Below are 19,109 nucleotides of genomic sequence, written 5' to 3'. Positions count from 1 at the left end.
CGGAGTCGGAGTCGGAGTCGGAGTCGGAGTCGACCGAGCGAAAAGGAGATCCGGTCATGACCACATTCCCCACCGCGCGGGCCGTCAGGGCCACCCCGGAGGGCCTCCTGTGGGAGCCCGGCGAGCGCTGGGTGCGCGGCCGCAAGGGCGACGTGACGGTCGTCGACAGCCGCCACCCCGTACTCGTCTGGGAACCCGGCGTCCCCGTCCCGCTGTACGCCTTCCCCCGCGAAGAGGTCCGCGAGGACCTGCTCCGCCCGGCGAAGAACCCGCCGGCCGGCACGCACACCGGGTCGCGGATCTTCTACGACCTCGAAGTCGACGGCGAGATCGTCGAGAACGCGGCCTGGACCTTCCCCACCGCGGACCTGGCCGACCACATCGCCTTCGAGTGGTTCCGGCGCGTCGGCCGGGGCCTCGACCACTGGTACGAGGAAGAGGAGGAGATCTTCATCCACCCGCGAGACCCGCACAAACGGGTGGACGCGATCCCCAGCAGCCGCCACGTCGTGGTCGAGATCGACGGCACGGTCGTCGCCGACACCCACCGTCCGGTCCTGCTGTTCGAGACCGGTCTGCCGACGCGGTACTACGTCCCGCGCGAGGACGTCCGCCTCGATCTGCTCGAACCCACCGATCACAGCACCGGCTGCCCGTACAAGGGCACCGCGCGGTACTGGTCGTGGCAGGCCGGCCCCGGCGTACCGCCGAACATCGTCTGGAGCTACCCGGACCCGCTGCCCGCGGTGGGCGCGGTCAAAGAGCTCCTCTCCTTCTACAACGAGGCGGTCGACATCACCGTCGACGGCGAACGCCTGCAGCGCCCCGTCACCCCGTTCACCAAGACGCTCTCGGCACCGCCACCGGAGTGACCGTCAGGGCTGCCCGCCGCGCTCCAGGGGGATCCGCTCGCCCGCCTCGACCGCGACCGGCAGCCGGTTCTCGGCCGGGGGCAGCGGGCAGGTCGCCAGGTCCGTGTAGGCGCAGGGGAGGTTCGCGGCGCGGTTGAAGTCGAGCGTCACCCGGCCCTCGTCGTCCGGGGGAGCGATCCGCAGGGCGCGGTTCGCCGCGTAGGTGGTCACCCCGGACGTCATGTCCGTGAACAGCACCATCAGGCCGCCGGGCCTGCTGCCGTTGAACGCGGTGAGCCGGTGCAGCGTGCCGTCCAGTTCCAACTCGACCCGGCCGGGGGAGTCGTAGACGTGCTCCAGGCCCTCGACGGCGGCGCCGACGGTCACCGCGCGCGGTGCCTTGAAGGGCAGGAACCGGCCGGCCCGCACCCAGCGCGGGTCGGGTGCGTAGGCCGGGGTGCCGGTGAAGGCGGTGCGCAGCTCGTTGCCGGGGTGGCGGGGCCGCAGGATGTCGTGTCCGCCGCGCTTGGCGACCTCGATCACCGCATCACCGGAGCCGGCGTACACGCTGCCCCGCTCGGCGACGACGCCGAAGTCGTACCGGCCGCGCACCACCCGCCCGTCGACGGTCAGGTCCTCTCCCTCGTCCAGCTCGACCACCACCCCGTCGGCGGTGCTCGACCAGGCTCCCGGGGCGTCCTCGAAGCGCTCCGCACGCGCACTCAGCCAGTGCAGGCCGGTGATCGCGAGAAACCCGTGCGGGCCGGCGAGCACCGCGTCCTTCTGCCGGTGCCACTCCTCCCACTCCTGGACGAAGCCCACCCGGTCGACGTCATGGACGGTCATGTCCGCTCCCTCGTACGACACGTGCGGGACAGTCACCTGGCCGTCCGCCGCACTGGTTGTTCCTGGTGCAACCGCCGTACCGGCGCAGATCATCCCGAACCGCCACTCCCCACGTGACCCGGCTCTCATGGCACCCCGGGGACAATGCCGAGACCATGGTGTTCCGCACGTGCAGGCCGAAGGGATCGGGAATGCTCCGCAAGGTACTGGTGGCCAACCGAGGCGAGATCGCGATTCGGGCCTTCCGCGCCGGCTATGAACTGGGCGCGAGGACCGTCGCCGTCTTCCCGTACGAGGACCGCAACTCGCTGCACCGGATGAAGGCCGACGAGGCCTACGAGATCGGTGAGCCGGGGCACCCGGTGCGCGCCTACCTCTCCGTGGAGGAGATCGTCCGCGCGGCCCGGAGGGCCGGTGCCGACGCCGTCTACCCGGGCTACGGGTTCCTGTCCGAGAACCCCGATCTGGCGCGGGCGTGCGAGGACGCGGGCATCACCTTCGTGGGGCCGAGCGCGCAGATCCTGGAGCTGACGGGCAACAAGGCGCGCGCGGTGGCCGCCGCCCGCGCGGCCGGCGTACCCGTCCTGGGCTCCTCGGCGCCCTCCACCGACGTGGACGAGCTGGTGCGGGCCGCCGAGGACATCGGCTTCCCCGTGTTCGTGAAGGCGGTCGCCGGCGGCGGAGGGCGCGGCATGCGCCGCGTCGAGGAGCGCGCTCAGCTGCGCGAGTCCATCGAGGCGGCGGCCCGCGAGGCGGCGTCCGCGTTCGGCGACGCCACCGTCTTCCTGGAGAAGGCCGTCGTCGAACCCCGGCACATCGAGGTGCAGATCCTCGCCGACGGGCACGGCAACGTCATCCACCTCTTCGAGCGCGACTGTTCCGTGCAACGCCGCCACCAGAAGGTCATCGAGCTGGCGCCCGCGCCCAACCTCGACCCGGCGCTGCGCGAGCAGATCTGCGCCGACGCCGTGCGGTTCGCCCGCGAGATCGGCTACCGCAACGCGGGCACCGTGGAGTTCCTGCTCGACCGCGAGGGCAACCACGTCTTCATCGAGATGAACCCGCGGATCCAGGTCGAGCACACGGTGACCGAGGAGGTCACCGACGTCGACCTCGTCCAGGCGCAGCTGCGCATCGCCGCCGGCGAGAGTCTCGCCGACCTCGGTCTCTCGCAGGAGACCGTCACCCTGCACGGCGCCGCACTCCAGTGCCGTATCACCACCGAGGACCCCGCCAACGGCTTCCGCCCCGACACCGGCCGCATCAGCGCCTACCGTTCGCCCGGCGGCTCGGGCATCCGGCTCGACGGCGGCACCACCCACGCCGGTACGGAGATCAGCGCGCACTTCGACTCCATGCTGGTGAAGCTCACCTGCCGGGGCCGGGACTTCACGACCGCGGTCCGCCGCGCCCGGCGTGCCGTGGCCGAGTTCCGCATCCGCGGCGTGTCCACCAACATCCCGTTCCTGCAGGCGGTCCTCGACGACCCGGACTTCCAGGCCGGACAGGTCACCACGTCGTTCATCGAACAGCGTCCGCACCTGCTCACCGCCCGCCACTCCGCGGACCGCGGCACGAAACTGCTCACCTACCTCGCCGACGTGACGGTGAACAAGCCCCACGGCGAGCGGCCCGACCTGATCGAGCCCACCACCAAGCTGCCCCGGACCGACACCACCGAGCCGCCCGCCGGCTCCAAGCAGAAGCTCACCGAACTCGGCCCCGAGGGCTTCGCCCGCTGGCTGCGCGAGTCACCGACCATCGGCGTCACCGACACCACGTTCCGCGACGCCCACCAGTCGCTGCTGGCCACCCGGGTCCGCACGAAGGACATGCTCGCCGTCGCCCCGGTCGTGGCCCGCACCCTGCCCGAGCTGCTCTCCCTGGAGTGCTGGGGCGGCGCCACCTACGACGTCGCGCTGCGCTTCCTCGCCGAGGACCCCTGGGAGCGCCTGGCCGCCCTGCGCGAGGCCGTGCCGAACCTCTGCCTCCAGATGCTGCTGCGCGGCCGCAACACCGTGGGCTACACCCCGTACCCGACCGAGGTGACCGACGCCTTCGTCCAGGAGGCCGCGGCGACCGGCATCGACATCTTCCGCATCTTCGACGCGCTCAACGACGTGGGCCAGATGCGGCCCGCCATCGACGCCGTACGGGCCACCGGCACGGCGATCGCCGAGGTCGCCCTCTGCTACACCTCCGACCTGTCCGACCCGAACGAGCGGCTCTACACCCTCGACTACTACCTCCGGCTCGCCGAGCAGATCGTGGACGCCGGCGCCCATGTCATCGCCGTGAAGGACATGGCGGGCCTGCTCCGCGCCCCCGCCGCCGCCACGCTGGTCTCCGCCCTGCGCCGCGAGTTCGACCTGCCGGTGCACCTGCACACCCACGACACGGCGGGCGGCCAGCTCGCCACCTACCTGGCCGCGATCCAGGCCGGCGCGGACGCGGTGGACGGTGCGGTGGCGTCCATGGCCGGCACCACCTCGCAGCCGTCCCTGTCGGCGATCGTGGCGGCGACCGACCACTCCGACCGGCCGACCGGCCTGGATCTGAGGGCGGTCGGTGACCTGGAGCCGTACTGGGAGAGCGTCCGCAAGATCTACGCACCGTTCGAGGCGGGCCTGGCCTCCCCGACCGGCCGCGTCTACGACCACGAGATCCCCGGCGGGCAGCTGTCCAACCTGCGCACCCAGGCAGTCGCGCTGGGCCTAGGCGACCGGTTCGAGGACATCGAGGCGATGTACGCCGCCGCCGACCGCATCCTCGGCCACCTGGTGAAGGTCACCCCGTCGTCCAAGGTGGTCGGCGACCTCGCCCTGCACCTGGTCGGCGCCGGCGTGGCGCCCGAGGAGTTCGAGGCGACGCCGGACCGGTTCGACATCCCCGACTCCGTCATCGGCTTCCTGCGTGGCGAGCTCGGCACCCCGCCCGGCGGCTGGCCGGAGCCGTTCCGCAGCAGGGCGCTCCAGGGCCGCGCCGAGGCCAAGCCCGTGCAGGAGCTGACGGCCCAGGACCGTACGGGACTGGAGAAGGACCGGCGCGCCACGCTCAACCGGCTGCTCTTCCCCGGGCCGACGCGCGAGTACGAGACGCACCGCCAGAGCTTCGGCGACACCAGCGTGCTGGACAGCAAGGACTTCTTCTACGGTCTCAGGCCCGGAAAGGAGTACGCCGTCGACCTCGAGCCCGGCGTGCGGCTCCTCATCGAGCTGGAAGCCGTCGGCGAGGCCGACGAACGCGGTATGCGCACGGTGATGTCCGCGTTGAACGGCCAGCTGCGGCCCATCCAGGTCCGCGACACCGCCGCGTCCGCCGACGTGCCGGTGACCGAGAAGGCCGACCGCTCCAAGCCCGGACACGTCCCCGCGCCGTTCGCCGGGGTGGTGACGCTCGCGGTCGCCGAGGGCGACGAGGTGGCGGCCGGAGCCACGGTGGCCACGATCGAGGCGATGAAGATGGAGGCCACGATCACCGCCCCGAAGGGCGGGCGGGTGTCCCGGCTCGCCATCAACAAGATCCAGCAGGTGGAGGGCGGAGACCTGCTCGTCGAGATCGGCTGAGGCGGCCGCGCCGGGCGCGCGACCCACCCGTTCGGCCGAAGCTGCGACAGCAGTACGCCGTCCGGGAGGCGCCCCGTCCGGCAACCGGCGCAGGCATCGTGGGCCCCGCGTGTGATTGCGCCCCCGCCCGACCCGTCCGAGTCTGGACGAGTCGGACGGGGGCGTGAGGAGCGTGGACGATGACGACCGGTGACGACGCACGGGACGCCGAGCGGCGGCGGCTCGCGGAGGCCGACGAAGGCGTGGCGCCCTGGCGGCGCTGGGGCCCGTACCTGAGCGAGCGGCAGTGGGGCACGGTCCGGGAGGACTACAGCACCGACGGCGACGCCTGGTCGTACTTCACCCACGACCAGGCCCGCTCCCGCGCCTACCGCTGGGGCGAGGACGGCATCGCCGGCGTCAGCGACGACAAGCAGCGGCTGTGCTTCGCACTGGCCCTGTGGAACGGCCGCGACCCGATCCTCAAGGAACGGATGTTCGGCCTCACCAACACCGAGGGCAACCACGGCGAGGACGTCAAGGAGTACTACTTCCACCTCGACAACACGCCCACGCACTCGTACATGAAGTACCTCTACAAGTACCCGCAGGGCGAGTTCCCCTACGGCGACCTCGTCGACACCAACCGGGCCCGCGGCCGCGGCGACTTCGAGTACGAACTCCTCGACACCGGCATCTTCGACGAGGACCGCTACTTCGACGTCGTCGTCGAGTACGCGAAGGCGGGACCGGAGGATCTGCTGGTCGAGATCACCGCGCACAACCGCGGACCCGACGAGGCGGTGTTGCACCTCCTGCCGACGCTGTGGTTCCGGCACACCTGGTCGTGGGCGGGCGGCTCGGCGGTCCCCCGACTGCGCGCGACGGAGGGAGCCGTGCGCGCCGACCACGAAGAGCTCGGCCCACGCTGGCTCCACCACCAGGGCGAGACCCTGTTCACCGACAACGAGACCGACAACCAGCGCATCTTCGGCAGCGCGAACACCACGCCGTACGTCAAGGACGGCATCGACCGCTACGTCGTCCACGGCGAGTTGCAGGCCGTGAACCCGGAACGCACCGGTACCAAGGCGGCCGTGCACCACGTCCTGACCGTCCCCGCCGAGGAGAGCGCCACCATCCGCCTGCGCCTGACCGACACCGAACTCGCCGATCCCTGGCGGGACTTCGGGCAGGTGCTGGACATGCGCCGTACCGAGGCCGACGCCTTCTACGACGGCATCGCCCCGGACGGCATGGGCGAGGAAGAGCGACACATGGTCCGGCAGGCGCTGGCCGGGATGCTGTGGAGCAAGCAGTACTACCACCTGGACGTCGAGCGCTGGCTGGCCGAACACGGCGTCGACCCGCTCGCCGCCGACCCGAGTGTCCGCAACAGCGGCTGGTACCACATGGTCAACGACGAGATCATGTCGATGCCGGACACCTGGGAGTACCCGTGGTTCGCGGCCTGGGACCTCGCCTTCCACACCCTGGCCCTGTCCATGGTCGACATCGGCTTCGCCAAGTCCCAGCTCGACCTGCTGCTGCACCGCCTCTATCTGCACCCCAACGGCCAGATCCCGGCGTACGAATGGAACTTCGGCGACGTCAACCCGCCCGTGCACGCCTGGGCGACCCTCTTCGTCTACGAACTGGAGAAGCACCGCACCGGCCACGGCGACCGCGCCTTCCTGGAGAACGCCTACCAGAAGCTGCTGAAGAACTTCACCTGGTGGCTCAACCGCAAGGACGTCGACGGCAACAACGTCTTCCAGGGCGGCTTCCTCGGCCTCGACAACATCGGCGTCTTCGACCGCAGTGCCCCGCTGCCCACCGGCGGCCACCTCGACCAGGCCGACGGCACCGCCTGGATGGCGCTGTACTGCCAGAACCTCATGGACATCGCGATCGAACTCGCCGTCGACAACCCCGTGTACGTCGAGCAGGCGCAGATGCTGTTCGAGCACTTCGCGTGGATCGCCGTCGCCATGAACCGCATCGGCAAGGACAACGCCAGCCTGTGGGACGAGGAGGACGGCTTCTTCTACGACGTCCTCAGGCTGCCCGACGGCACCGCGACCCCCTTGAAGGTGCGTTCCCTGGTCGGCCTGATCCCGCTCGCCGCGACCAGCGTGATCGGCGGCCGGGCGGACCGCGGCTTCCCCGAACTGGTCGAGGGCGCCCGGGAGTTCATCAGGCGGCACCCGGCCGTCGAGTCGTTCGTCTCGCAGCACGCCGCCGACGACCCCGGCACCCGGGGCCGCTATCTCTTCGCCCTGTTCGGCGAGGACCGGCTGCGCCGCATCCTGGCCCGCATGCTCGACGAGGACGAGTTCCTCGGCCCGCACGGCATCCGTTCCCTCTCCCGACGGCACGCGGAGCACCCGTACACCTTCGAGGTGAACGGCCGGACGTACGGCGTCGGCTATCTGCCCGCCGAGTCCGACTCCGGCATGTTCGGCGGCAACTCCAACTGGCGCGGCCCGGTGTGGTTCCCGATCAATCTCCTCCTGATCCGCGCCCTGATGAACCTGCACGGCTACCACGGCCCCGACTTCACCGTGGAGTGCCCGACCGGCTCCGGACGGCAGATGAACCTCTACGAGGTCGCACGCGAGATCTCCGACCGGCTCACCGCCACCTTCCTGCCCGACGCCGACGGCCATCGACCGGTGCACGGCGCGGACCCCAAGTTCGCCAAGGACCCGCACTGGAAGGACCTCATCCTCTTCTACGAGTACTTCCACGGCGACAACGGCGCAGGGCTCGGCGCCTCCCACCAGACCGGCTGGACCGGACTGGTCGCCGCCACCGCGACGCTGTTCCACGTCGTCGACGCCGACGACCGGCGCCCCGGCGGCAGGGAATCCCAAGATCCCACGGACGACCGGGAGGAACCGCTGTCATGACGGTGATCCTCGAAATCAACACCCTTGTCTGGCTGGGCGAGTTGAGCGACCGCCACGGGCGTCGCATCACCCTGGGCGAGGTACCCGGAGAGGTCTGGGACGAGCTCGCCCGGCCCGGCATCGACACCGTCTGGCTGATGGGCGTCTGGGAGCGCAGCCCGGCCGGCCTCGGGATCGCCCTGCGCGACGAGACCCTGCTGGCGTCGTTCCGCGAGGCACTGCCCGACGTCACCGAGGCGGACATCGCCGCATCCCCGTACTGCGTACGGAACTACGTCGTCGACGCCTCCCTCGGCGGCCCGGAGGGCCTGGCCACGGCCCGCGCCCAACTGGCCGCACGCGGACTACGGCTGATCCTGGACTTCGTCCCCAACCACGTGGCCCCCGACCACCCCTGGCTCACCACACACCCCGACCGCCTGATCCAGGGCACCCCGGACGACCTGGCCCACGCGCCGGACGCCTTCCTCGAAGCCGGCGGGCACCTCTACGCCCGGGGACGCGACCCGTACTTCCCGCCCTGGCCGGACGTGGTCCAGCTGAACGCCTTCGCCGAGGACCTGCGCAGGGCGACCGTGGACACGCTGGTGTCCATCGGCGACCAGGCGGACGGCGTGCGCTGCGACATGGCGATGCTGATGATGAACGACGTCTTCGCCAAGACCTGGGGAGACCGCGCGGGACCGACTCCCCCCGAGGACTTCTGGCCGTACGTCATCCCGCGCGTCCGCGCCCGCCACCCGGACCTCCTCTTCGTCGCCGAGGCCTACTGGGACCTCGAATGGGCCCTCCAGCAGCAGGGCTTCGACCACTGCTACGACAAACGGCTCTACGACCGCCTGTGCCACGAGAACGCCGATTCCGTCCGCGCCCATCTGCGCGCCGACCTCGCCTACCAGCGCGGTCTCGTCCGCTTCCTCGAGAACCACGACGAGCCGCGGGCCGCCGCCACCCTGCCCGGCGCCCGGGGGCGGGCGGCGGCCATCGCCGTCGCGACCCTGCCCGGCGCGACGCTCTGGCACGAGGGCCAGTTCGAGGGCCGCCGGGTGCGCCCGCCGGTGTTCCTCTCCCGCCGACCGCAGGAAACGGCCGACGAGCCGCTGCGTGATTTCCACGGCCGACTGCTGCGGGTGGCGACCGCCGTACGCCGGGGCGAATGGCGGCCGTTGACCCCGACGGGCCGGCCGGACAACGACACCCATCGCGACCTGCTGGCATGGACCTGGACGCATGAGGACACACGCCACGTGGTCGCCGTCAACTACTCCGACCGCCTGGCCGAGGCACGGCTTCCCCTCCCGTGGGACGACCTGCGAGGCGGCGAGCACCGCCTCACCGACCTTCTGACGGACAGGACGTACGACCGCGACGGCGGCGAACTGACGGACCAGGGGCTGTTCGTGGCCCTGGGCGCGTGGGAGGCACACGTCCTGTCCGTGTCGGCCAGGGGGACCTCGTAGCAGCTGGTCCGGCCAGGCTCAGGGCAGTGGCCGCGGGAACGTCTTCAACGCCTCGGCGAGCCCCGCGGCGTCGGTGCCGACCTTGCGGTAGGCGGACGAGAGCAGCTGTCGTACGCCCTGCTCGGTGAGCCGCAGTTCCTTCGCGACCACCGCCACCGGGTGTCCCTGGGCCGCCATTTCGGCGGCTCGGCGTTCGTGTGCGGTGAGGCTGTCAGTCTGGCTGTAGCGCAGGGGGAGCGGGCGCATACCCGCGGCGGAGAGTTCCTCCCTGGCCCGGGCGGCCACGGCCTCGGCACCGCAGTGGACGGCGGTTTCCAGGCCCCGGTACAGGCGGTCGGCGGCGTCATGGAACCGGCTGTTGCGGGACAGCGCGGCGCCGTGGCCGACCAGGGCACGGGCCAGTTCGTACGCGGCGGGGGACTCTTCGAGGTGTTCGACGGCCTGCGCGTGCAGGTCGAGGGCCGCGGGGCCGCCGGTGACCTCGGCCTCCACGTGCAGCGCCTGGCCGATCACGGACGCCGCCCCGAAGTCACGGGCCCGCTTGACGGCGTCCTGGGCGAGGCGGACCGCCCGGTCGGGAGCACCGGGTGCGACGGCGGACGCCAGGTCCAGCTGCCAGGCACACCAGGACGGGTTGCGCCAGGCACGCGCCTCCAGCCGGTCTCCGACGGCGGACAGGAGACACTCGGCTTCCGACCGCCGCCCCTCCGCCAGGAGCAGTTCGGCGTACACGGTGCGCGGGTCGGGGTAGATGACGGCGTTCGGGACGACCTCGCCGTAGTGGTACCGGTCGGCGAGCTCACGGGCGGCGGTGCTCCGACCGCGGGCCAGCAGGATCTGGATCAGGATGCCGATGGCGAACCACTGGGCGGGCACGGCCCCTTCGACGCGGTCGGCGATGCGCAGACCCTCGCGAGCGAGTTCCTCCGCCTCGGCCAGGCAGCCGCGCCGGTAGCGGATGTAGCCGAAGAGGGTCTGGCCGACTGCCAGATGGGAGCCCCGCCAGCCCTTGACCTCGCACTCGGCCATGCCCTTGATGAACAGCTCCTCGGCCCGTCGGGGCTGGTCGCAGTACATGAACGTGAGAGCGACCGACAGGGGCACCTCGAAGCCGCGGTTCTCGTCGGTCCAGCTCATGCCCCCGCGAAGGGCATCCCCGGCACACGCAAGGACCGTGCGTCGCGGCTCACCGCGCACCAGCGCGTCCCAGGCCCGCAGGCCCAGGATGTAGCGCTCATCGAGCCCACGGCCGGTCAGCTTGTCGGCCAGCCGGGCCAGCTTGCGGGAGCGGGCGGGCGAGTCGGGCTCGTCCATGCGGAACGCGCTCCACACGAAGTGCTCGGCCTGCATCCGTAGTCGGATGCGCGGATTGGCCGCCTGCCGTGCCTCGTCGGCGGCCACGGTCGCGGCCTCGGCCAGCCGGTCGGTGTGGGCCAGCGCCTGAGCCAGCCGGTAGACGATGGAAGCGCGCAGATCGGGGTCGACTCCGGGCTCCGTCAGTGCCTCTCGCAGATAGCCGATCGTGGCCGTGGGTTCGATCAGGAAGGTCGAGCAGGCGAGTTCGTGGAGGAGTGCGGCCCGGTCCTCCGCGGGAGGCGGCTCCCTCAGGGCTCGGGTCAGGGCACGTCGGGCAGCCTCAGGTGCCCCGGCGCGAAGGTACTCCCGGGCGGCCGCCCGGAGGCATTCGACCGCTTCGGGCCTGCCCTCGCAGGGGACCTCCAGCAGATGCCGGGCGGCTGCGGTGGGGCCGAGCCCCGCGGCGTGGACGGCCTCCGCGGCCGCGTTGTGCAGACCGACGCGCAACCCGGACGGGATGTCCCGGTAGATGGTCGTGGCGATCAGCGGGTGGACGAACTCCACACCGCCCCCGGGCCCCTGGCTGTCGGCCAGGATCCGGGCGGTGCGCAGCCGCTCCGTGGCATCGGCGGCCTCTTCGCTGCCGATCACGGCCAAGTCCGCGGCGAGCTCCGGAGAGAAGGATCCGCCCAGCACGGCGGCGGCCCAGGCGTAGCGCACGGTGGTCGTACCGAGGCGTTGCAGGCGATCGAGCAGCCCGGGGCCCTTGACCGCCGCAGCGAGATCCCGCATCACGGGCAACTCGTGCCACATGCCACTCACTTGCCACTCTGCAAGCCTGAAGGCCAGCTCGACCGTCTCGAACGGGTTCCCGTTGGTGACCGTCGAGCATTCCTCGCAGAACTCGTCCTCTGCCTGCTCCCCGACCGCGTCCCTGATGATCCGTGCGACGCCGTCGGTGCTGAGGGGTACCAGCGAGTGGGGGCGATTCCCGTGACGTTCGAAGACGAGGCGGATGGAGTCCGCCTCGGGCGGCATGTCGTCGGGCCGATAGGCGGCGACGATCAGCAGCGGGACATCGGCGGCCCGCGGCGCGAAGGAGGCGAGCCAGTCGAGGGACTCGGCATCGGCCCAGTGCAGGTCGTCCAGGAGCAGCACGACCGGCGCCTTTTTCACCGCCAGACGGGTCATGACCCAGTCGAGGCCGTCGCGCACCCCGGTCGGGTCTGGCACATGGGCGGTGTTCTTGGCCTCGAGGCCGAGCGCGACCGCGACGATGTCGTACCAACTCCCCAGGAAGCCACGGAGCTCCGCCTCGTCCATCGCCGCCAGGGCGGGCTGCAGGAGCTGGCGCACCACGCGGAAGGCCAGCCCCTGCTCGTTCTCGCCACCCTTGCCGGAGAGCACCGTGCATCCGTGTCGGACCGCGCGAGCGCGTGCCGCGGCGACGAGGGTGGTCTTCCCCATACCGGCCGGACCCGCGAAGACGAGGAGTTCGCTGTTCGGTGTGCGCGGTACACCCGCGGCCGCTTCGCGGAGCTCGGACAACGCCAGTTCGAGTGCCCGGAGTTCCCGTCGGCGTTCGAGCAACGGGCGCTGTTCGGTGAGGAATTGCCGCAGCCCAGGAGCCATGTGCACTACCGCTTCCTGTCGTTGATCCGCGGAGGACGGCGCCGAGCGTACGCTCTTGTGTGTACCCGGCGGTCGTGTTCGGACGGGAGAACGGCAAGGAGGGTGAAATATCCACGGGAGCGATTCGAGTATTCGTCCTTCGGGTGAGATGCACCGCTCGCATTCATGGGACGGCGGACGCCTCCGCGGTCTCCCCATAGCGTGGCACTGTGCGGGACCAGAAGTAGCAGCCTCGGATCCAGCCGACCATGCCGTCCAAGTAGCCTGCTCCGGCGGGACTCAGTTCCGGCTTGATCCCCTTGTGGAGCACCTCGAACTCGCTGATCGTGCTGTTGATCAGACGGATGGCGATCATGACGGCGGTCGGCAGCGGGCACCGGTGCAGACGCTGTTGGGCGAGGGCGAGGTTGATGACGCCCCCTGCCCGTTGTTCCTTGACGGCGGAGAAGAGGTCGGCCGTCCACACCGCGGCATCGACCGACAGCCGCGTCAGCCGCCGTACGACGGGGTGATGGAGGTCGTGACGGGTCAGTTCGCGGCGCTGTGCCGCCTCGTACAGCGGATAGAACGGCTCGATGCCTGCGGTGAGCGAGCGTATCGAAGTGCACTGCCCGGCCTCCAACGGCAGGGAGTCGCTCTGGACCACCGCCTCGTACAACAGACCGTGCACATACTCACGGCTGTTCCACGCCCAGCGCGCCGCCTGATCGGGTGTGCACCGCTCCCGGACCTGTCGGTGAAGGTCGGCGAGCGCGGCGCCGAGAGAGGTGCTGGGCGGCCGGCCGTCCCGGAGGATCTCGACGCTCTCGCTCAGCATCGGCAGCAGCCGGCCGGGCCACCGGCGGCCGACCTCTTCGGCCCGATCGTCGAAGATGAACTGGTAGGCGATCTGGTTGGCGACGATCTGGAGGAGGTCGGCGTCCATGGACGGGCTGTTGTAGGCCGCGAGCTGGGCGGGGCGCGTGGCGGTGATCATGGCCGCCACCTCCGGATCGTCGGTCAGTCCCCAGGCGCGCAGCCAGGTGCCGACGCCCGCCGCGGCCTCGGCGGCGTGGCGATTGCTCTGGAACGGGAAGGGCATGTAGAGGTGGGCGTCGATCAGATCCCTGAGACTTCCGTCCGTGATCACGCCGTGCGGAACCGCTGCGATTTCCTCATGAGTCGTCGGCACCGTTGTCACCTGCCGTCCGGGGGTCCTGTGCGCGGGCTGCTGCGGTTGCTCGGGAAGCGAGGGCTCGTGCACGGGGTGCCGTGCCGGGCGCGTGCGCACGCGGTTCACAGGTCATCACCAGTGACCGGGGCCCCAACGTCGCGGCGGGGCGCAGCCGTTCGGTGTACCCGGGCAGATGGCGCAGCCGCCAGCGGCCGGTGATGGCCGCGAGGGCGAGCGTGGCTTCCGCCACGGCGAAGGTGTCGCCGATGCACTTCCGGTTGCCCGTGGAGAAGGGGAGCATCGCGCCGTGCGGATCGGCGGTGGCCCGCCCCGGGAGCCAGCGCTCGGGAAGGAAGAGCTCGGGATCGGGGAACGAGGCGGGGTCGTGGTGCAGGAGGTAGGGGCTGTACAGAACGGTGGTGCCCCGGGGGAGCCGGTGCCCGGCGAGCGTCGTCTCCCGGGTGGTGATGCGGGTGAAGAGCCAGCCGGGCGGACGGTGGCGCATGGTCTCGGCGACGACGCACCGGGTGTAGGTGAGCCGCGGCAACTCGTCGGAGCCGGGCCGCGGCCGGTCGGCGACCACGGCGTCGACCTCGGCGTGCAGACGACGCTCCGCCTCCGGATGACGGGCCAGCAGATCGAGGGCGGAGGCAAGGCAGTTGGAGGGGCTTTCGGATCCGGTGAGCAGCAGCGTGACCAGCTGGTCGTGGACCTCCTGTTCCGTGACCGCCGAGGATTCGTCGCGGGCGGCCCTCAGCAGCGTTTCGAGGATGTCCTCCCGGTCTTCGCTCGGGCGGCCCTGCCGGCGCTTTGCGACCACTTCGTCCACGATCGCGTGCACCCGGTCGACCGCACGCCGGTAGCGCCGGTTCGCGGGCGTCGGGATGCGGAACAGGGCGTCGACCGGCACGACCGTACGGACGAACAGTCCGCGGACGATGGCGGCGAGGCAGTCGCCCACCTCGGCTGCCGCCGCGCCGCCGAGCGAGTCGGAGAAGAGGACGTGGTTCATCACCCGGGTGGTCAGTGCCATCGTCGCCGCGCTGACGTCGACCTGATCCCCGGCCCGCCACCCGCGGAACGTCAACTCGGCTTCCCGGGCCATCATGTCCGTGTGGTCGGCCACCCGGGAGGGACGGAAGTCGGGTTGCAGCACCCTGCGTTGGCGGCGGTGCGTGTCCTGACGGCAGGTCACCAGGCCGTCGCCCATCAGTGGCTGGAGCCTGTTGTAGAGCGGGCCTCCCTTGTCGAAGGTCCGTGTGTCCATGAGGACTTGGTGGGCCACTTCCGGGTGGCACGCCATCCAGGCGCGGAGCGGGCCCAGGCGTATCTCGACCAGATCACCACGGGCCGGCAGGGAATTCAGAAAGCCCAAAGGGTGACGGAACAAGGCTATAGGGTGGCTGACGGATGGGAATATGCCCGGTGCAGTACCCGTGGTCCATGCTCGCTCTGTTTCAGGTACGGCATTGCTCATCGAATACCACCTGTCTCAGTTGACGCACGAAAGTCGGTGCTAGTTCCACCGGCTTGGCGTTTGAGTCATGTCCTGCCCAGTCCAGGCTGCTGACGGCGCCCCGAACACTCTGTGCGCGGGGGCGCACGGGAGCACGAAGATGCATTGAGTGAGCGACCTTGAGTGCGCAATACACTCAAGAATTGACGCCTTCTGTCACTCAAACATCTTTCGTGCTCCTCCTTCGCATGCAGCGATTCCGAATGGGCCGGACAATCAGAGGTGGGGATCGGGGTTGAACTCCGGGTGGTAGCTCTCCGGCGGCGCGAGATAAGTGGCGGGCAGCCCGCCGGTGTCGACGACGATCTGGTCCACGGCGATCGCCGGGTCGACCATGAAGAGCCTGAGGACGTGTTCGCCGGGTGCCGTGACGGTCACGTGGGCGGTCAGCTTCTCGATGCCCTCCTCCACGTTGCGGGCCCAGGCGTCGCCGCGGTTGCCGGTGGCGACGGACTGTCCGGACAGCACGCTCACCGACTGGTCGTCGAGGGCGACGGCGATCCGGCGGTGACCGCGTTCGTCGAGGGAGGGCAGCCGGAAGACGGTGACCGGGAAGGTCCCGGCGCTCGCGAAGCGCACCCGGTACCGCAACTCCGGTGCCCGGGCGGCGAAGTCCCCGGTGACCGGGGACGCCGTCGACGGCACCGCCTCCACCGCGCCCGTACGGCGGCCGAGCCCGCGCACGGTCCGCCAGCGGGATCCGCCGCGCGCCACCCGCTGGTCGAAGTGCACGGCGCCGATCGACACGTATCCGTGCGCCTCGACGAACCCACGGGCCCGGCGGCGTGCCCGCTCCCCGTCGTTGACCACCCGCAGCGGCACCTCGAAGCGTTGCCCGGAACCGGTGACCACGACCGCGGACTCCTGCGCCCCCTCGGGCACGCCCGCCCAGTCGATCTCCACCCACACCCGTGTCTGCTCGGTGAGGGAACCGGCCGTCGCGCTCAGCCGGACCCATGGGTGCCCGGCCTCCGCAACCCAGTCCACGTCGAGGAAGCCGGTGTTGAAGACGTCCACGAAACGCCGGTCGCGGGTGTAGGAGGAGAAGGACAGCGGCCGGTCCGCCCCGGTCTCGTTCCCCTCGGCCGCCACCCCGAGCCCCGAGGTCTCCTGCCGGGCGACCCTGGTGACGGCCGGACGGCCGGGCGCCTTCGGGATCTGGGAGGGGTACGGGTTGACGATCCCGTCCCATTTCCCGCCCGCCACCTCGGTGTTGTACCGCTTGGTGATCGCCAGTTCCTCGGCATGGGCGGCCTCGGCCAGGTCCGCGAAACCGTTGGTGCCGGCGCCGCGCCCCTGCCGGACCGCGAGCGCGTTGCGGTCCGCCCAGTAGTACTTCAGGTTCATCAAGTAGGCGCCGTGCACCGGGTATTCGACCAGTTCGTAGAAGGCGTCCCGATAGGCCTCGGGCAGCTCGGCGCCCAACGTCCGGGCACGCTCCAGCAGCCGTTCGTAGGCGGCCATCCGGCGTCCGGCCTCGTCGCCGTGGTGGACGACGGAGAACATCCCCCGGTCGATGAACTCCGGGCGCCGCTCGGCCGCCAGCCGGTAGTACTCCGTACGGATGGCGGCGATCTCCGGGCCGTGGCGCCGCCCGAACAGCCGCCCGGCCCACTCGGCCACGAAGTCCTCGACGTCGTCGGCGGCCCGGCGGTCCACGTCCCAGGCCATGTCCATGGAGAAGGACAACCCGGTCTCGATCGACTTGACGTCACCGACGTTGAAGATCCACATCCGGTCGACGCCGTGCTCGTACACCCGCCGCAACTCCTGCCAGACCTTGGACAGCTGGGTGGTGTCCAGCCACAGATAGCTGCGCGGGCGGCCCCAGTAGGAGAGGTGGTAGTAGATCCCGTTGCCGCCCGCACGGACGCGCTCCGCTTCGTCGGGCAGCTGGCGCATGTTGCCGTGGTTGTCGTCCGGCCAGATCAGCGTGACGTCGTCGGGGACCCGCACGCCCGCGTTGTACAGGTCCAGCACCTCCTTGTACGGGATGAAGATCTGCGGCTCGGCCGCCCCGCCGACCTCCTCCGCAAGGATCCGGCGCTGGTCCGCGATGATGTCGTTCATCACCACGACCTTCTCCGGAATGGTCGTGGCGTACTTCGTCTCCAGCGCGGTGTCGTGCAGTCCGCGCATGCCGAGCGTCCAGCTGCTCTCGTACGACGCGTTCTGCCGCGCTCTGGCTCTCCAGTAGTCGGAGATGACACCGGGGTTCACCGTGTAGTCGTAGACCGGCAGGGTGCCGTCCGCGCCGGGATGCTCCTTCGCCCACGGCTCCCACTCGTGGACGCCGTTGCGCAGCAGGGCCTCGGGGTGGCTGGAGCCGACGACGATGCCGTAGCGGTCGGCGAGTTCGGGGTTCTCGCGGTGCTTGTTGAAGAAGTCGGAGTACGGGTGCATGGCCGGCCACAGGTAGTTGGCCTTCAGGCGGAGCAGCAGCTCGAAGACGTGCTTGTACGTCTCGGGACCGATGTTCTTGTCGGGCTCCTGGGTCCGCCGGGACCAAGTGGTCAGGTTCTGCTCGTCGTTGATGAAGATGCCCCGGTAACGGACGGAGGGTTCACGCCGCTTGAGAGGGCCCGCGGGCACCGTCACGGTGTCGCGGTGTGCCACGGGCACGTCGGCCCACCAGTACCAGGGCGAGACCCCGATGCGCTCCGAGGTGTCGTAGACGCCGTAGACCGTGCCGCGCCGGTCGCTGCCGGCGATCACCAGGGCACGGTCCACGCCGGGTAAGGGGCGCTCCACGACCTGGGTCACCGACGCCTCCCAGCGCCCGTGCACCCCGGACACGTCAAGACGCCGGTCCGCGACGAGCCGGTCGATGACGGGACTGGCGCCGAGCGTGCCCACCAGTACCAGGTACGGCGCCCGCTCGGGCAGGGTGTGCAGCAGCCGGGGCCGTACGCCGCCGACGCGTTCGAGGTCCGCGGGCAGGTCAGCGGCCGCGCGGATCACGGCCGGGTCGTCCGCCGCGTCCACGAACACGTCCGCGGCGACGCCGCCTTGGAGGAGGGGAAAGGCCGGCCGGTCCGAGGCATCGGCCTCGGCGGCCCGTGCGGTCGCGGGGAACACCCCCGGGAGCAGCGGGGCGACCCCGACGGCCGCCATTCCGCGCAGGAACGACTTGCGGGTCCATGGCTGCGACGGGCCCTGCGGTTCGTTGTGCGGCACGAGACGCTTCCTTTCCGCGCCGGGCACCCTTGGCGGCCCCTCGTGCGGACCGTCCGGCAGGGCTGAGCGCATGGGGCTGAGAGAAGGCCGAAGAGCGACGAGATGGAACGCGTGCGTACGCAGAGAGCAGGCTAGAAAGCGCTTGCTATCGCACCTTAGGGCAGGGCCGGACGGGGCGTCCAGAGCCGTGCGTGTGCGGGGTGCCCATGGAGGAGTGGAGGTGCGGGTGGGGCGCCGGGGGCGACGGTGCCGGCCGGGCGGGGCTCTGCGAGGGCTCAGGCGGGTCGTACCGCGCCGCGGATCGCCGACTCGCCGGCGTAGAAGACCGACTCCTCGCGGATGTACGCCCCCGGGCCCGGCGCGTGGATCATCGTGCCGTTGCCGATGTAGAGGCCGACATGGCTGAGGTCGTCGTAGAAGAAGACCAGGTCGCCGATACGGGTGTCGGCCAGGGCCACCGCCGTGCCGGAGGACGCCTGGGCGGGCGTGGTGCGGGGGAGTTCGACGCCGGCGGCCCGCCAGGCGGCCTGGGTGAGGCCGGCGTTGTCGTACGAGCCCGGCCCGGCCGCGCCCCAGACGCACGGCTTGCCGACCTGGGCACGGGCGAAGGCGAGGGCGCGGGTCGCCTTGGTCTCGTAGGCGGGGGGTTCGGGTGTCGGGGTGACGCCGACTGGTGCCGCGCCGGCGAGGGGGAGGCCCGGGGTGAAGGTGCCGTCCGCCT

The 19,109-nt window shown here is 70.9% G+C and carries 10 protein-coding genes; 4 read left to right on the top strand and 6 right to left on the bottom strand.

The annotated features are described in order from the left end of the window. Positions 1-56: 56 nt before the first annotated feature. Positions 57-872, top strand: coding sequence for a DUF427 domain-containing protein (locus ADK57_RS27480; RefSeq protein ID WP_053752273.1), 816 nt, complete (start codon positions 57-59; stop codon positions 870-872). A gap of 3 nt (positions 873-875) precedes the next feature. On the opposite strand, the gene ADK57_RS27475 is transcribed toward ADK57_RS27480, so the two are convergent. Further along, entirely contained in the window at positions 876-1,697 is an 822-nt protein-coding gene (locus ADK57_RS27475; protein ID WP_053752312.1) for a DUF1684 domain-containing protein, read from the bottom strand. Positions 1,698-1,888: 191 nt separating this feature from the next. On the opposite strand from ADK57_RS27475, the gene ADK57_RS27470 reads away from it, so the two are divergent. From ADK57_RS27470 to ADK57_RS27460, 3 genes are all read left to right on the top strand, one after another. Continuing rightward, positions 1,889-5,263 carry a pyruvate carboxylase gene (locus ADK57_RS27470; protein WP_053752272.1) on the top strand — a complete coding sequence of 1,125 codons (3,375 nt, stop codon included), beginning with the start codon at positions 1,889-1,891 and terminating at the stop codon, positions 5,261-5,263. Positions 5,264-5,442: 179 nt separating this feature from the next. Continuing rightward, complete coding sequence (locus ADK57_RS27465; protein ID WP_053752271.1) at positions 5,443-8,154, top strand: MGH1-like glycoside hydrolase domain-containing protein; 2,712 nt, start codon at positions 5,443-5,445, stop codon at positions 8,152-8,154. Further along, positions 8,151-9,614 carry an alpha-amylase family glycosyl hydrolase gene (locus ADK57_RS27460; protein WP_053752270.1) on the top strand — a complete coding sequence of 488 codons (1,464 nt, stop codon included), beginning with the start codon at positions 8,151-8,153 and terminating at the stop codon, positions 9,612-9,614. Before ADK57_RS27465 ends, ADK57_RS27460 begins: the two co-directional genes overlap by 4 nt. Positions 9,615-9,632: 18 nt before the next feature. Here ADK57_RS27460 and ADK57_RS27455 read toward each other — a convergent pair whose 3' ends face one another. From ADK57_RS27455 to ADK57_RS27435, 5 genes are all read right to left on the bottom strand, one after another. Further along, positions 9,633-12,542: an ATP-binding protein gene (locus ADK57_RS27455; protein ID WP_053752269.1), complete on the bottom strand. Its 2,910-nt coding sequence runs from the start codon at positions 12,540-12,542 to the stop codon at positions 9,633-9,635. Positions 12,543-12,705: 163 nt separating this feature from the next. Next, a complete protein-coding gene (locus ADK57_RS27450; RefSeq protein WP_078973365.1) occupies positions 12,706-13,713 on the bottom strand; it encodes a (-)-alpha-amorphene synthase in 1,008 nt (335 codons plus the stop codon). Beyond that, on the bottom strand, positions 13,697-15,172 hold the full coding sequence (locus ADK57_RS27445; protein WP_078973364.1) for a cytochrome P450: 1,476 nt from the start codon (positions 15,170-15,172) through the stop codon (positions 13,697-13,699). Before ADK57_RS27445 ends, ADK57_RS27450 begins: the two co-directional genes overlap by 17 nt. A gap of 255 nt (positions 15,173-15,427) precedes the next feature. Further along, on the bottom strand, positions 15,428-18,325 hold the full coding sequence (locus ADK57_RS27440; RefSeq protein WP_078973372.1) for a glycosyl hydrolase 115 family protein: 2,898 nt from the start codon (positions 18,323-18,325) through the stop codon (positions 15,428-15,430). Between the two features lie 338 nt (positions 18,326-18,663). Then, on the bottom strand, positions 18,664-19,109 hold a 446-nt coding region (locus tag ADK57_RS27435), incomplete at its 5' end, for a C40 family peptidase (protein ID WP_199830694.1).

This window comes from Streptomyces sp. MMG1533 (assembly GCF_001279775.1).
Classification (GTDB): domain Bacteria; phylum Actinomycetota; class Actinomycetes; order Streptomycetales; family Streptomycetaceae; genus Streptomyces.
This window is presented reverse-complemented; position numbering and strand designations above follow the sequence as displayed.

Bases quoted from the DNA above. Each gene is read 5' to 3' on its own strand.
- ADK57_RS27480 (WP_053752273.1), top strand. From the start codon at position 57: ATGACCACATTCCCCACCGCGCGGGCCGTCAGGGCCACCCCGGAGGGC.
- ADK57_RS27475 (WP_053752312.1), bottom strand. From the start codon at position 1,697: ATGACCGTCCATGACGTCGACCGGGTGGGCTTCGTCCAGGAGTGGGAG.
- ADK57_RS27470 (WP_053752272.1), top strand. From the start codon at position 1,889: ATGCTCCGCAAGGTACTGGTGGCCAACCGAGGCGAGATCGCGATTCGG.
- ADK57_RS27465 (WP_053752271.1), top strand. From the start codon at position 5,443: ATGACGACCGGTGACGACGCACGGGACGCCGAGCGGCGGCGGCTCGCG.
- ADK57_RS27460 (WP_053752270.1), top strand. From the start codon at position 8,151: ATGACGGTGATCCTCGAAATCAACACCCTTGTCTGGCTGGGCGAGTTG.
- ADK57_RS27455 (WP_053752269.1), bottom strand. From the start codon at position 12,542: ATGGCTCCTGGGCTGCGGCAATTCCTCACCGAACAGCGCCCGTTGCTC.
- ADK57_RS27445 (WP_078973364.1), bottom strand. From the start codon at position 15,172: ATGAGCAATGCCGTACCTGAAACAGAGCGAGCATGGACCACGGGTACT.
- ADK57_RS27440 (WP_078973372.1), bottom strand. From the start codon at position 18,325: ATGGCGGCCGTCGGGGTCGCCCCGCTGCTCCCGGGGGTGTTCCCCGCG.